8 protein-coding genes and 1 pseudogene are annotated in these 13,397 nt (G+C 58.9%); 8 read left to right on the top strand and 1 reads right to left on the bottom strand.

Features of this window, described 5'->3' with window-relative positions; translation table 11 throughout:
• Positions 1 to 47: 47 nt before the first annotated feature.
• From FRT59_RS27555 to FRT59_RS16500, 7 genes and pseudogenes are all read left to right on the top strand, one after another.
• A pseudogene (locus FRT59_RS27555) lies at positions 48 to 1,976 on the top strand (DUF637 domain-containing protein); the annotation flags it as partial.
• Positions 1,977 to 3,098: 1,122 nt separating this feature from the next.
• Positions 3,099 to 3,491, top strand: coding sequence for a hypothetical protein (locus tag FRT59_RS16525; protein ID WP_034116751.1), 393 nt, complete (start codon positions 3,099 to 3,101; stop codon positions 3,489 to 3,491).
• 537 nt (positions 3,492 to 4,028) lie between these two features.
• Positions 4,029 to 6,599, top strand: coding sequence for an autotransporter family protein (locus FRT59_RS16520; protein ID WP_153871705.1), 2,571 nt, complete (start codon positions 4,029 to 4,031; stop codon positions 6,597 to 6,599).
• Between the two features lie 365 nt (positions 6,600 to 6,964).
• Positions 6,965 to 7,372, top strand: coding sequence for a hypothetical protein (locus FRT59_RS16515; RefSeq protein ID WP_034116754.1), 408 nt, complete (start codon positions 6,965 to 6,967; stop codon positions 7,370 to 7,372).
• Between the two features lie 208 nt (positions 7,373 to 7,580).
• Positions 7,581 to 8,261, top strand: a complete 681-nt coding sequence (locus tag FRT59_RS16510) for a CsgG/HfaB family protein (protein ID WP_005783620.1) — start codon at positions 7,581 to 7,583, stop codon at positions 8,259 to 8,261.
• 29 nt (positions 8,262 to 8,290) lie between these two features.
• A complete protein-coding gene (locus tag FRT59_RS16505; protein ID WP_153871704.1) occupies positions 8,291 to 8,653 on the top strand; it encodes a DUF4810 domain-containing protein in 363 nt (120 codons plus the stop codon).
• Complete coding sequence (locus tag FRT59_RS16500; protein ID WP_034116756.1) at positions 8,650 to 9,300, top strand: DUF799 domain-containing protein; 651 nt, start codon at positions 8,650 to 8,652, stop codon at positions 9,298 to 9,300. The genes FRT59_RS16505 and FRT59_RS16500 overlap by 4 nt, the downstream gene beginning before the upstream one ends.
• Before the next feature lie 23 nt (positions 9,301 to 9,323).
• Here FRT59_RS16500 and FRT59_RS16495 read toward each other — a convergent pair whose 3' ends face one another.
• Positions 9,324 to 11,537 (bottom strand): M10 family metallopeptidase C-terminal domain-containing protein, encoded by a 2,214-nt coding sequence (locus FRT59_RS16495; RefSeq protein ID WP_153871703.1) that lies wholly within the window; start codon positions 11,535 to 11,537, stop codon positions 9,324 to 9,326.
• Between the two features lie 221 nt (positions 11,538 to 11,758).
• Here FRT59_RS16495 and FRT59_RS16490 point away from each other — a divergent pair, with 221 nt between their 5' ends.
• The gene (locus tag FRT59_RS16490) at positions 11,759 to 13,387 is read left to right on the top strand and encodes a vWA domain-containing protein (RefSeq protein ID WP_153871702.1); all 1,629 of its coding nucleotides are present in this window, start codon (positions 11,759 to 11,761) and stop codon (positions 13,385 to 13,387) included.
• Positions 13,388 to 13,397: the final 10 nt, after the last annotated feature.

Genomic DNA, 13,397 nt, shown 5'->3' with positions numbered 1-13,397 from the left:
TGGGGGCGACCAGCGGACTATAAGTCCTTCACGTAAAAACGTGCAAGGCATCAAAAAGCCAACGCTTCCTCGCCGGCGGCCTCTACAGCGACGCCGACCAATTCCGCTACCTGATGGACAACGGCCTTGCCAGCAAAGACGCCCTGCGCCTTAGCCTTGGCGTGGCCCTCACCGACCAGCAAGTCGGCGCCCTGACGCACGACATCGTGTGGATGGAAAACCGCGTCATCGACGGCCAGACCGTCCTCGTGCCGGTGCTCTACCTGGCCCAGGCGGACTCGCGCAACGTACGCGGCAACAGTCTCATCCAGGGCCGCGACCTCAACCTGGTCACCGGCGGCGACCTGATCAACGTCGGCACCCTGCGCGCCAGCAACAACCTCTCCGCCATCAGCAGCGGCAGTATCTACACTGGCGGCTTGGTCGAAGCTGGCAACAACCTCAACCTGCTGGCCCAGGACAGCATCCGCAACGCCATGGCCGGCGAAATCCGCGGCAAGCAAGTCAGCCTCACGGCGCTTAAAGGCGACATCACCAACGACACCACCGCCACCGCCGGCAAAGACCTCAACATCGCCGCCGGCCGCGACTTAAGCGTCGCCTCGGTCAGCGACATGCACAACGTCGAGGGCAAGGAAAAACACGGCAAGAAACGCATCAAGACCTCGGACGACCAGACTACCCAAGTGGCAAGCGTAATCACGGCGGGTGGGGATTTTGTCAGCCAGGCCGGGCGTGACACCACGATCGTGGCGAGCAGGATCAGCGCGGGGAATGAGGCTTATCTGTATAGCGGGGATAAGTTGAGTTTGTTGGCGGCTGAGAACAGCACGCATACGTTGTATGACATGAAGGAGAAGGGAAGCTGGGGCGCTAAAAAGGCGCAGATGGATGAAGTGACCCGCACTACTCAGGTAGGTACCGAGATCAAGACAGGTGGCAACCTGGTGCTGAAAAGCGATGGCGACCAGCTGTATCAAGTCGCAAAGCTTAATAGCGGCAAGGACATCATCCTTGATAGCGGCGGTGCAATTGTCTTTGAAGGCGTCAAGGACCTGCACGATGAGAGCCACACTAAGAGCAAAAGCGACCTTTCGTGGTTCAGCGCTAAGGGCAAAGGTAATACAGACGAAACCTTGCGTCAGAGCGAGTTGGTTGCCCAAGGAAAACTCGTCATCAAGGCAGCCGAAGGCATTCGTATCGACGTCAAACAGGTCGATCAGCAGACTGTAAGCCAGACCGTTGATGCGATGGTCAAGGCTGATCCTAATTTGGCCTGGTTGAAGCAAGCTGAGGCGCGTGGCGACATTGATTGGCGCCAGGTGAAAGAGATTCACGAGAGCTTCAAGTACGACAATTCAGGGTTGGGTGCCGGTGCCAAGATTGCGATAGCAATCATGATGGCGGCGATTATGGGGCCGGTAGGATTCGGGTTGCAGGGAGCCACCCTTGCGGTGAGCACCAGCCTGAGTACGACGGCAGTCACCAGCACCATCAACAACAAAGGCAATTTGGGTGCAGCGCTTAAGGAAACGGTCAGCGCCAATAGCCTGAAAAGCGCAGCAGTCGCCGGGTTTACGGCGGGGGCTCTTGAGTATGCCGACACTAATTGGTTCGCTGGTGCTGATGGCGCAGGTGCAGGCACAAGTACAAGCACAGTCCAAGGTGTTACCCCGAGTACGGGTTCAACCTTGGCGGTTACAAACTCCTCCAAAGATATTTTCACCTGGACGTCAGCAGGCGATATCGCGCTGCGTACTGGTGGTCGGGCGGTAATCTCCAGCGGGATATCGACGGCCGTTCAAGGGGGAAGCTTCGGCGACAACTTCAATGCGGCCTTGTTGGGAGAGGCTGGCAACGTTGCAATGGCTACCGGTTTTAATTGGGTGGGTGATTACGTCACGTTCCCCAATGGCAGCCCTCAAAAGATTATTGCGCATGCTTTGATGGGGGGATTGCTAGCTGAAGCCACAGGTAGCGATTTCAAAACCGGGGCTGCCTCTGCCGGGCTGAATGAGGCACTCATCAATCAGTTGGTGTGGGCTGCTCAAGGCAATGACGACATCACGCTGATGCTTTCACAGCTGACAGGCTTGTTAGCAGCTGCGGCGGTCGATGGAGATTTGGAAAAAGGCTCTCAGATTGCTCAGAAGGCGACGACGTTCAACTATCTTTACCACGAAGAAGTCGAGGAGATGCTTCGGGAGGTAGATAGCAAGGCTACGGAGCAAGAGAAGCGTGAGGTCCGGCAGCGTTATGCGGAACTTGATCAGCAGAGAAATGACGAGTTGGATGCGCTTTGCGCACGCGATCCGCAACGCTGCAGAGGTATTGCCACTTCCTTGGCGAACGATGATCAGAAACTCGTTGATCTGGTAGGTAGGTTGAGATCCCAAGGGCAGGGCGGTGCTGCTTCTGCGGTTGGTTTTGTGATAGGGAACAACCTAGACGCGTCCAGCCAAATTGCAGCAGATATCAGCTCTGCGGGTGGTGGGCCATTAGTTAAGCTCGGCGCGGAGGCAATTAAGGCAGGAATTGGGATTACATTACCCTCACGTTCTGGCGCGGGGAAAGGGAAAAGCGGTCAGAGTGATATAACAACGGCAGGGGGAAAAAACTCCTCTGGTGGAATTACAACTGTCTCCGATGAAATGAGAGCCAATCCTTATCATCCGGATTGGCAGCAGTACGTTGGCGGCGAACCACGCGGAGTAGGCGCGGATACTGTAAAAGGTACGGAGGTACCCAAAGGCAAAGCGAAGACTCCAAAAACCGTAGAGGAAATATCAAATCCACCACAGGCCCCGATAATCCCGTCTGGCTGGGTGAGCCGACCGGGTAAAAACGGCGGTGAAGTCTACTATCCGCAAGGGACAGATCCCGCGAAAGGAGAGCACATACGGGTTATGCCCCCTGGATCGTCAGCTGTTTCAGGTTATGAGAATGGCTACTGGCGCTGGCAAAATTCAGGGAAGCAGCCGATGAATCCTGCGACTGGAAAGCCGGGGATCGGTCAGGGAGACACGCATATTCCGCTTCCTCCTGATTCTTTACCCCCCGTTCGTCGCTGAACGCTTATAGATTAATTAGAGGTACATATGAGCACTTTGTCAGATGATTTTGATTTTTCTCTACTTTCTGGCTGCTATCTGGAAATGGTTTGTTTTGGAGTGCGTGTCACGAGGCTTGATTTTTCAAGACCGCAGACATTCGCTGGTGTGTCGCCTTATAAAGTTTCATTCTGTGTAGAAGCCGGGTTGAAATATCAAATTGACGACATTGTGGGTCAGCGCGAATTTAACGACTCGTCTACCAGTGCACCCTTATTGGATTTTTTATTAATGGACGTTGAGTCTGTTGAGAAAGTCGAAACTGACGCACTACAAATAAAATTTAGCACGGGAGCGAAAATTACCATCGAGTCGGATGTTTCAGATGGTTATGAGTCTTACTCGATTTATTTGGATTCCGGTGACATCATCGTCGTCTGAATGGGTAAGAACGGAGAAGCGGGACAGATTTATTCGGGTTCGAGGTGCCAGTAAAAAAGCCAAATAAATAAATCTGTCCCCTTTCTTTTCTTTCTCCTTTCTTTCCATTGATTATTGAGGGCTCGTTCTTCGGGTCGCCAAACCCGGTCGCTTTTTGAGCGACCGCCGGGCTATAAGCCCCCCACCCAAAACCGCGCAAGGCATCACAACAATGGCACCACCCCTCATGCAATACCTTCCATTGTGAAGCGCCTCCACCCTGGGCTTTGAACATTTTGTTTATCCCAGTGTCTTTACCCCGCCCACCCGCAATCGGTCGGGCTGCATGGACTGCAGCGTTTTCAATAACATTAAGGATTAATGTGAACCTCTCCCCCTTACAGCCCCTTTGTGCCACCGCCCACGGTGCACCGGCTCGCGCCTGCGATTTGCAAAGGCGCCCTGGGGGCATCATTCGGATCGATTGATCCTTTCGCTCAGCACACCTACTGCCGCCGGGCGTATTGGCGGCTTTGACTGTAGTTCATGGAGTTTGAAATGAAGCGCAAGCCGTTCCAGAAAACCTTGTTGGCCCTGATGGTCAGCGCCGGCGCCGCACACGCAAGCGCGGTGGAATTCGATGTGAGCACTGGCCAGAACGTTTGGAAAGACCAAGTGTTCAACGAGCCGGTCACCCTGGTGGGTTCACGTAATGTGGTAGCGACCCAGCGCTATGTTGATGGCGCGAGTGTGGCCGATACCAATATCCAGGGTTCGCTGACCAATCGCGCCGATTACACCATCGATGGCAGTGGCCTGAACATACGCGGGTTTGTTGTGGATGGTGCGTTGGATTCAGACCTCACGAGCCGGGGTGGGACCATCACCGGCGATGTCGTTCAAGCGGGCACGATCAGGCTGACCAACCAGATTTGGGCAGAAGGGTTTGAAGTCGGCGCGGCAAACGTCGGCGGCAGTGTGATCAACTCTGGAACCATCATCACCGTTGACGTGCCGGGTTCGGGGCCGGAAAGCGACGGCGAGGGTATCTACCTGAACGGCACGAGTGTCGGCGGCGATGTGATCAACTCCGGCGTGGTGGATGTCACCTCCTACTACGGTTACGGGTTGATCCTGGACACGCACAACAACATGCCGGTCACCGTCGGCGGCAAGATTCTTAACTCCGGCACCCTGCGTGTTACCGGTGGAGAGGCGCTGGGGTTCGTGATCGAAACCGACACCAACGACCTGAAAATTGAAAACAGCGGGCTGATCTCGGTGCTCGGCGACCAGGCAAAAGCGGTGCAGTTTTACAGCGGCAATATCGACTACCTGCTCAACACCGGCACTATCGAGGCCAAGGGCGTTAATGCCGTCGCCGTGGATTTGCGTGGCGCAACCTTCACCAACAACGCACCGAGCGGTGCACGGGGCGTCGTCAACCGTGGCGTGATCAGCGCCGATGCCACCGCCATTTACCTCGACCCCACGCGCCCGGTGGCGCCGCTGGAGATCAACCAGCAAGCCGGCGAAATCCGCAGCGGCAGCGGGACTGCTATCGACGCTAACAACCTCGCGAGCTTGAACTGGACCGGCGGCCAAATCACCGGCGACCTGCTCAACCTCAACGCGGTCAACGTCGACGGCCAGGCAGGTTTCACTGGCAGTCGCATCATCGCGCCGGTGTCGGTCAACTCAGGTTCGTTGAACCTCTCCGCGCCCGGCACCACCGTCACCGGCACCCTCAATGTGGCCAGCGGTGCGGGCATTGATATGCACTTGGCCGACAGTGTGGTGCCGACCACGCCGTACCTCACGGTCAACGGTACAGCCAACCTGGCTCAGGCCTCCAAGCTGACTATCAGCGCCAACCCTGGCGACTTCGCCGCGCCCAAGGCCGGTACGCAATACACCTTGCTGCAAGCCACCAACCTGCAGAACAACGGCGTGGCCGTCGCCAGCGCGTCGTCGTTGCTGGACGTGCTCAGCTACTCGGCGGATGCGCAGACGGTCAAGGCCGTGGTGGCGGTGAAAAGCGATCAGCAAGTGCAGCAAGAGTTGGCGGGTGTCGGCGCTGGGGCGTCGGCTGCTACTGCGGTCAATGTGGTGAAAAACCACCTGCTCGGCGACCTCAGCCAATACGACCCTATATTCCAGGCCGTGGCCACCGCCGGCAGTGCACAGCAACTCGCGCAGCTCGCCGACCAGCTCACACCGGACGTCAACCGTGGCGCCCTCGACGTGGCCCTGTCGGGGCAAACCGTGGTCAACGGCGCGATCTTCAACCGCCTCACCGAGCAGCGCGACAGCCACCAGACTGGCGGTGTGTGGGTGCAAGGCCTGAGCAGCAACATGGACCAGGACGGTCGTAGCGGCAACAACGGCTACTCGGCCAACAGCAGCGGCATGGCGGTGGGTGTGGACGGTCGCTTGAACGACACCACCACCCTGGGCGTGGCCTACAGCTACCTCAACTCGAATATCCATTCGGACCTGGGCAACAAGACCGACGTCGAGGGCCATGCGCTGTCGCTGTACGGCAACTGGGCGCTGCAGAACTGGTTCGTGGATGGCAGCCTCAGCTACGGCCATAACGAGAATGACAACAAGCGCCACGTCGCGGGCACCACGGCCAAGGGCAGCTATGACAGCAATGTGTTGTCGGCCAGCGTGGTCGGCGGCTACAGCTTCAAGCCGTCCCAGGCGGTGGTGATCGAGCCGCGTGTGGCTGCGCGTTATGCCAACGTGCGCATGGATGGTTTTACCGAGAAAGGTTCGTCAGCGGCCTTGAGCACGGCTTCGCAGCGTTATGAAGTGGGCGAGTTGGGTGCCGGTATACGCCTGGCGGCCAACCTTCCATTGAGCACCGGCACGTTACAGCCGGAAGCCACATTGATGGCTTACCACGACTTGATGGGTGACCGCGTCGCGCAAACTTCCAACTTCGTGGCGGGTGGTTCGGCGTTTACCGTCACCGGTGCGTCGGTGGCGCGTGACAGCTATGAAGCCAGCGTGGGGGTGAATTACCAGGTGTCGGACTTCACCGTCGGCGCCAGCTACACCCGCCAGGCGCGCAGCGGTTTCGATGCTGACGGCGTCATGCTCAAGGCGCGCTACGCGTTCTAACCAACACCGCTGAGCCCTGTGGGCAGGCCCGAATGCCGGTCAGTTAAGCGAGCGAAATGCTCAAAGCAGCGAAGATCAAATGTGGGAGCGGGCTTGCTCGCGAAAGCGGTGGGTCAGTCAACATCAATGTTTGCTGGGCCGACGCCTTCGCGAGCAAGCCCGCTCCCACAGGGGACCTGCGCTTGACTGGCCAGCATTCCGGCTAGCCCTTGCATTTGGTTTGCGTGAATCCGGAGCGTTGGGTCAGAACAGGGTAAAAGGGGACAATTTAATAATTCTGTCCCCTTAATTGGTATCTGGTGAAGGAACTCAAGTAAGCCTGCCGACGCAGGCATGACCCTATTGATTGCAGGAGCGAGGTTTAGATGAGGGTATTTGGCTATCGACTGGCACAGGGTGTGTGCCTGCTGTTGATGTTCCTCAGTGCAAGCATTTTCATGCTGACGTGGGGCCGCCTCGATAGTACGACGGGGGCCATCTTCGGGGCGGCGCCGGGTGCTTTCCTGATGGGCGGCATTGGGCTGCTGTTCGCGTTTGTATTCGAGCGCTCGCGTACGCCTCGGGCCACTGCGCGCTACATGGCGACCCGGTTGGCAGTGGTGCTCGTGCTGGCGGCAGGCGCGGCCTATGTGGCCGATGGAATATGGTTTTCGCCAGAGCGCGATGAGCTCGATGCCGCATTGGAGGGCGCGTCCTGCGGCAAATACACCGGCCGCATCGAAAAAGGGTGGGAGCAGTTTTGCGCAGAGCCGCGCCAGCAGCAGGCGCGTTAAGCGCTCCCACTGGCTAAGCCACACTGCAGACCTCCACATTTGGATCTGTGCATGGCCGAAACATCTTGAGAACCGCTCTCAACCCCGTAAAATGCCGCAGCCGTTGCATCACAGTCTTTCAGGGAAGAATTCAGGCCAGCGTATTGTCAGGCTGCCTAACTCCTTGGAAAACCCAGCAACGCTGATTTCCTCACCCAAGGAGCACCCTGTGAAGACACTGTCCAAAATCCTGCTGTCGGGCCTCACCGCCGCGGCGCTGTTGACCGTGGCCGGTTGCGCCACCGAGAGCAACCGCGCCATGCCGGTGGAGCAAGTCGCCAGCGCCCACGTGGCTTATTCCGGTGTGCGTGTACCGATTGCCGTGGGCAAGTTCGACAACCGCTCCAGCTACATGCGCGGCATCTTCTCTGATGGCGTCGACCGTCTCGGCGGCCAGGCCAAGACCATCCTCATCACCCACTTGCAGCAGACCAACCGCTTCAGCGTGCTGGACCGCGACAACATGGGCGAAATCTCCCAGGAAGCCAAAATCAAAGGCACCGTGCAGAAGCTCAAGGGCGCTGATTACGTGGTGACTGGCGACGTGACCGAGTTCGGCCGCAAAGAGACCGGCGACCGCCAGTTGTTCGGCATCCTTGGCCGTGGCAAGACCCAAGTGGCCTACGCCAAAGTCGCGCTGAATATCGTCAACATCAACACCTCCGAAGTGGTGTATTCCACCCAGGGCGCCGGTGAGTACGCACTGTCCAACCGTGAAGTGATCGGCTTCGGCGGCACCGCCAGCTACGACTCCACCCTCAATGGCAAGGTGCTCGACCTGGCCATGCGCGAAGCGATCAACCGCCTGGTGGACGGCATCAACGCCGGTGCCTGGAACCCGCGTAACTGATCAGCAACACCTCAAGGAGCAGTACACGGATGAGCAAGGCAGTGAAGTTGGCGCTGACGCTGACAGCAATCGCAGCGGTAGCGGGGTGCCAGACGGCGCCCCAGCCCCTTTATCAATGGGAAAGTTACCAGCCGCAGGTATACGAATACTTCAAGGGCGAGCCCAAGGAAGCGCAGGTGGAAGCACTGGAGCGTGACCTGCAAAAGATCAACGCCAGTGGCCGCAAGGCACCGCCGGGCTACCACGCGCACCTGGGCATGCTGTACATGACCATGGGCAAGGACGACCAGATGGTGCAGGAGTTACGCACCGAGAAGGCACTGTTCCCTGAGTCCGCTGCGTACATGGACTTTCTGCTGAAAAACGCCAAGACCGGAGTCGCCACTAAATGAGCCTGTTAAAACTCACCGGCGCCTTGCTGGCCCTGGCGTTGCTCGGCGGTTGCGCAGCGCCCAAGACCATTGATTACACGGCGTACAAGCAGGCACGACCCAAGTCGATCCTGGTACTGCCACCGATCAATGAGTCGCCGGAAGTGCAGGCGTCCTACAGCCTGGTATCGCAGGTGACGTACCCGTTGGCCGAAGCCGGCTACTACGTGATGCCGATTGCCCTGGTGGATGAAACCTTTCGCCAGAACGGCCTGACCACCGCCAACGACATCCAGGCCGTACTGCCGGCCAAGCTGCACGAGATCTTTGGTGCGGACGCGGCGTTGTACATCACTATCAGCCAGTACGGCACCCAGTACATGCTGATCTCCAGCGACACCTCGGTGACGGCCTCGGCCAAGCTGGTGGACCTGCGCACCGGCACCACCTTGTGGACCGGTTCGGCACGGGCTTCCAGCGAGGAAGGCAACAACAATGGCGGCGGCCTGGTGGGCATGCTGATCACGGCAGCGGTCAAGCAGGTGATCAACAGTTCCACCGATGCGGCGCATCCGATTGCCGGTATCACCAGTGCGCGGTTGCTGTCGGCAGGGCAACGCACCGGGATTCTGTACGGCCCGCGTAACCCCAAGTACGGCACCGACTGATCAGCGGCAACCCATAAACCGCGTCACCTCTGACGACGGTGCTGTTGAATCAGGTCGATGCGGGTGGCCGTGCCCATGGAGTCACGGTGCCCGTTGACGTTGGTGCCGATGGTGCCGTTGTGCAAGGCAACGATCTCGCCCGTATCGACGCTGATCAGCGGTGAACCGGAGGTGCCGGGTTTCTTGAAGGCATCGTGGTAGACCGTGCCCTGATAAGGGCTGTCCTGGTCGTATCCCTTGAGTGTGGTGGGTTGGCCCTTGGTATTTAGAAATGAAATGCCGAGGGCCTCTTGCCCATGGTTGGGCATAAAGACTTTCTGCCCAGGCGATGCGTGTGGGTGGGCGGCCAACGTGAGGGGCGGGAACTGCTCGGCCAAGGTCTTTCGCTCTTGGGCAGGCAAGTCGACACGCAGCTCGGCATAGTCCAGCCGGGCATCCCCACTGAGCGGCTTGGGGTCCAACGGCACTTTGCGCCCTACCTTCATCCGGCCGCTGTTGTCTTGTTCATAACCCAGCCAAAGCTCGAGCTTGCTGCCCCTGGCCAGCGCGTCGCGCACATGTTGGTTGGTCAACACGCTGTTGCCATTGTTGATCAGCGAGCCGGTACCCAATGCGCGGGAATGCACGCGCTCGTAGCCCCATGAGTCACGTGTGACGCTCACTTCGCGAATACTGCCCACGGCCCTGGCCGCTGCATGCATCGGCGTGCCTTTGAGGGATGCGCTGGCGTGATTCTGCAAGGAAAAGGGCGCTTGTTGCGGCACGGTGACTGGCGTGGTGTGTCGCTTGTGCAGTGCCTTAATCGGTAGCGAGGGCGGTTGCGGGCCTAGCGGTTGAGGCGTGAGCTGAATGGGCGGGGTTGGTGCACTGTCGGGTAGGGAGGCTTGGCTGATCACGTCTCCAGGCTTGATTAGCCCTTGGCTTACGACATACAGGTCGGCTTGGCCGGAACCGTTCAGGTCAATGGCCAGGCTGTGTTGGCGTGTGCGCGGGTCATAGCCGAGCAACGCCTCGCCCGGCCGGCCGCTGAAACGGCGGACAAAGTGCGGGTCCTTGATACCGGCGGCCTGCAGCGCGGCGGACACATCGATCTTGTCCTGCCCGCTGGTGAAATCGGTAATCAGGTCCGGGCGTTGTTCGGTGGACTCGCTGGCGTTGTTATAGACGAACGTATCCTTGCCGAGCCCACCGGTAAGCATGTCCCGGCCCAGGCCACCGGTCAGGCGATTATCGGCGTGGTTGCCGATAAGTCGATCAGCGCCCGTGCCGCCGATGGCATTTTCCAGCGTCACGCCTTTGGCAATGGAGACGTTGCCTTTCATGCCGCCGACATCGGAGAAATGTTCAGCCTTCAGGTTGATGGTCTGGTCCTGATAAAACCCCGAAAAATCCAGGGTGTCGTTGCCGCCTCCATCCCACACGCTGAACACCGGCGCGTCGTCGGGTGAGTTAAGGCTGAGGAAGTCACGCCCGGCAGTGGAGTTGAAGCCGTAGACCGTGTCGGTGTCGCGGGTTTTGAAATTGGCACCGTAGAGCTTTTGGATGGCGGTGATGTCGTCCATCAGCGGCGCGCTGGCATAGTGGGTTTGGCCGTTCTTGTTGTGATCATGACCGAGATGGCCTGCCCACCAGTAACTCATCAGGCTGTAGGCACGATTGTCCTCGGCGTAGCTGGCGTTATCAGCGTAACTGCCGCCATTGTTGTATTTGCCAGGATGCATAAGCCCAAGGGTGTGGCCGATCTCATGGGCCAGCACATACCGGCCGAGACTACCGTGAGTGAAGGGGCGATTCGTACCATCTGACGCGAGCCAGGCTTGTGTGCCGTCGCTGTAGATGCCTGGATAAGACGCATATCCCGCCAGGCCGGTGTGCGGGTCGTTGCCCAGTAAAAGTTGCCCTTTGGCATGGGGTGCATTTTCAGTGAAGGCGATATTGGCAACATCTGCCCAAGCCTGCATGGTGCGCCTGGCCTGCTCTTTTTGAGATGGGGAGAACTCGTTAGCGCCGGCGGGTGTGTTGTAGGTGGCTTGCGAGGGTTTGAAAAAGCGATAGGAGATAGGGGTGGTGCCGTCTTGGTTACGCTCTTTCCAACGGTAGCCCGTTCGGGTGATTTGCTCTGCCGCTTTCTCGGTGGTGTAGGAGGGCTTGTCTGAAAAGGCCTCGGCATAGCTGGGCCGTTGGGCGAATGAGGGCGGGTCATAGCGGTGTGTGAGGTTGTTGTTTACGGAGGTCATCGCGGTTTCCCTGATTGAAAAGCCTCCCGAAGACAGAAAAAAATAGACTGTTCTGACATGGAGGCGGACCTTCACTCAGTGGTTTGGCGTCATATCAGGTTCAACGGGTTATATCTCGAGGTGTGACGCGGTGATCGAAAGAAACGCCCGTGTTTAACCCGTACCAGGGCTGCATTACGTCTGATCTGTTGAACGGATCATTCATTCACGAGGTTCAGCCCATGTCCCGCCCTCTGCTCTTGCTGCGTCCTGCTGCCCAAGGCTTTGCCGTTACCCTGCTGGTAGCGCTGGCCGGGTGTGGGCTGTCGTCTTCCCCTGATGTCGCCAAGCCTGTTGAACCGCCGCCCGTCGCTGAACTGCAAAGCGCGCCGGTACCGGCCACTTTCGCCAAGCGCATGGCCATGCCGGCACCGATGCAAATGCAGGAGAGGGCGACCCTGGATCTGCGCAGCGAACCCCGCGAGCAATACGCCAACCTGCCGGATAACCCGGTGCATCGCGTCGCTGAAATGCCGGTGTCCACCTTCAGCGTCGATGTCGATACCGGCAGCTACGCCAACGTAAGACGCTTCCTCAACCAAGGCAGTCTGCCGCCCGAAGGTGCTGTGCGCTTGGAGGAAATGCTCAACTACTTTCCCTACCACTACGCATTGCCCACCGACGGTTCACCCTTTGGCGTGACCACCGAGCTCGCCGCCACGCCGTGGAACCCACGCACGAAGCTGTTGCGCATCGGCATCAAGGCCTCCGACCGCGCCGTGGCGGATCTTGCCCCCGCGAACCTGGTGTTCCTGGTGGACGTGTCCGGCTCCATGGACCGCCGCGAGGGCTTGCCGCTGGTGAAAAGCACGCTGAAATTGCTGGTGGATCAACTGCGCGATCAGGACCGTGTGTCATTGGTGGTGTATGCCGGTGAATCCCGCGTGGTGCTCAAGCCCACCTCCGGGCGTGACAAAAGCAAGATCCGCAACGCCATCGACCAACTCACTGCCGGCGGCTCCACCGCAGGCGCCTCCGGCATCGAAATGGCCTACCAGATGGCCCGCGAAGGCTTTATCGACAAGGGTATCAACCGCATCCTGCTGGCCACCGACGGCGACTTCAACGTGGGCATCAGCGACTTCGACAGCCTCAAGCAAATGGCGGTCGAGCAGCGCAAAAGCGGCGTGTCCCTGACCACCCTCGGCTTTGGTGTGGATAACTACAACGAACACCTGATGGAGCAACTGGCCGACGCAGGCGACGGTAACTACGCCTACATCGACAACCTGCGTGAAGCGCGCAAGGTGCTGGTGGAGCAACTCAGCTCGACCCTGGCCGTGGTCGCCCGGGATGTGAAATTGCAGGTGGAATTCAACCCCGCCCAAGTCAGCGAATACCGCCTGCTGGGCTATGAAAACCGCGCATTGAAGCGTGAGGATTTCAACAACGACAAGGTCGATGCCGGCGAAATCGGCGCCGGGCATACGGTGACCGCGCTGTACGAAATCGTGCCCAAGGGCGAGAAGGGTTGGTTGGAGCCGTTGCGCTATGCCAATGCGCCGACGGCCGACGGCAAATCCGTCGAGCTGGCGATGCTACGGGTGCGCTACAAGCCCGCAGCGGGCGGCAACAGCCAATTGATCGAACGTCCTATCGCCAACCAGTCCACCCCGGCCAGCGACGACCTGCGCTTCTCGGCCGCCGTGGCTGCCTTCGCCCAACAGCTCAAGGGCGATGGCCGCTACACTGGCAGCATGAGTTTGCAGGACACCGCCACACTCGCCCGCTCGGCCCGCGGCGATGATCCGTTCGGCCTGCGCAATGAATTCGTGCAACTGGTGGAGTTGGCCCAGAGCCTCAAACACTGATCTCGCCCAC

The sequence above is a fragment of the Pseudomonas haemolytica genome (assembly GCF_009659625.1).
Taxonomy (GTDB): domain Bacteria; phylum Pseudomonadota; class Gammaproteobacteria; order Pseudomonadales; family Pseudomonadaceae; genus Aquipseudomonas; species Aquipseudomonas haemolytica.
This window is presented reverse-complemented; position numbering and strand designations above follow the sequence as displayed.

Excerpts from the sequence above, each read along its gene's own strand:
- FRT59_RS16525 (WP_034116751.1), top strand. The coding sequence starts at position 3,099 with ATGAGCACTTTGTCAGATGATTTTGATTTTTCTCTACTTTCTGGCTGC.
- FRT59_RS16520 (WP_153871705.1), top strand. The coding sequence starts at position 4,029 with ATGAAGCGCAAGCCGTTCCAGAAAACCTTGTTGGCCCTGATGGTCAGC.
- FRT59_RS16515 (WP_034116754.1), top strand. The coding sequence starts at position 6,965 with ATGAGGGTATTTGGCTATCGACTGGCACAGGGTGTGTGCCTGCTGTTG.
- FRT59_RS16505 (WP_153871704.1), top strand. The coding sequence starts at position 8,291 with ATGAGCAAGGCAGTGAAGTTGGCGCTGACGCTGACAGCAATCGCAGCG.
- FRT59_RS16500 (WP_034116756.1), top strand. The coding sequence starts at position 8,650 with ATGAGCCTGTTAAAACTCACCGGCGCCTTGCTGGCCCTGGCGTTGCTC.
- FRT59_RS16495 (WP_153871703.1), bottom strand. The coding sequence starts at position 11,537 with ATGACCTCCGTAAACAACAACCTCACACACCGCTATGACCCGCCCTCA.
- FRT59_RS16490 (WP_153871702.1), top strand. The coding sequence starts at position 11,759 with ATGTCCCGCCCTCTGCTCTTGCTGCGTCCTGCTGCCCAAGGCTTTGCC.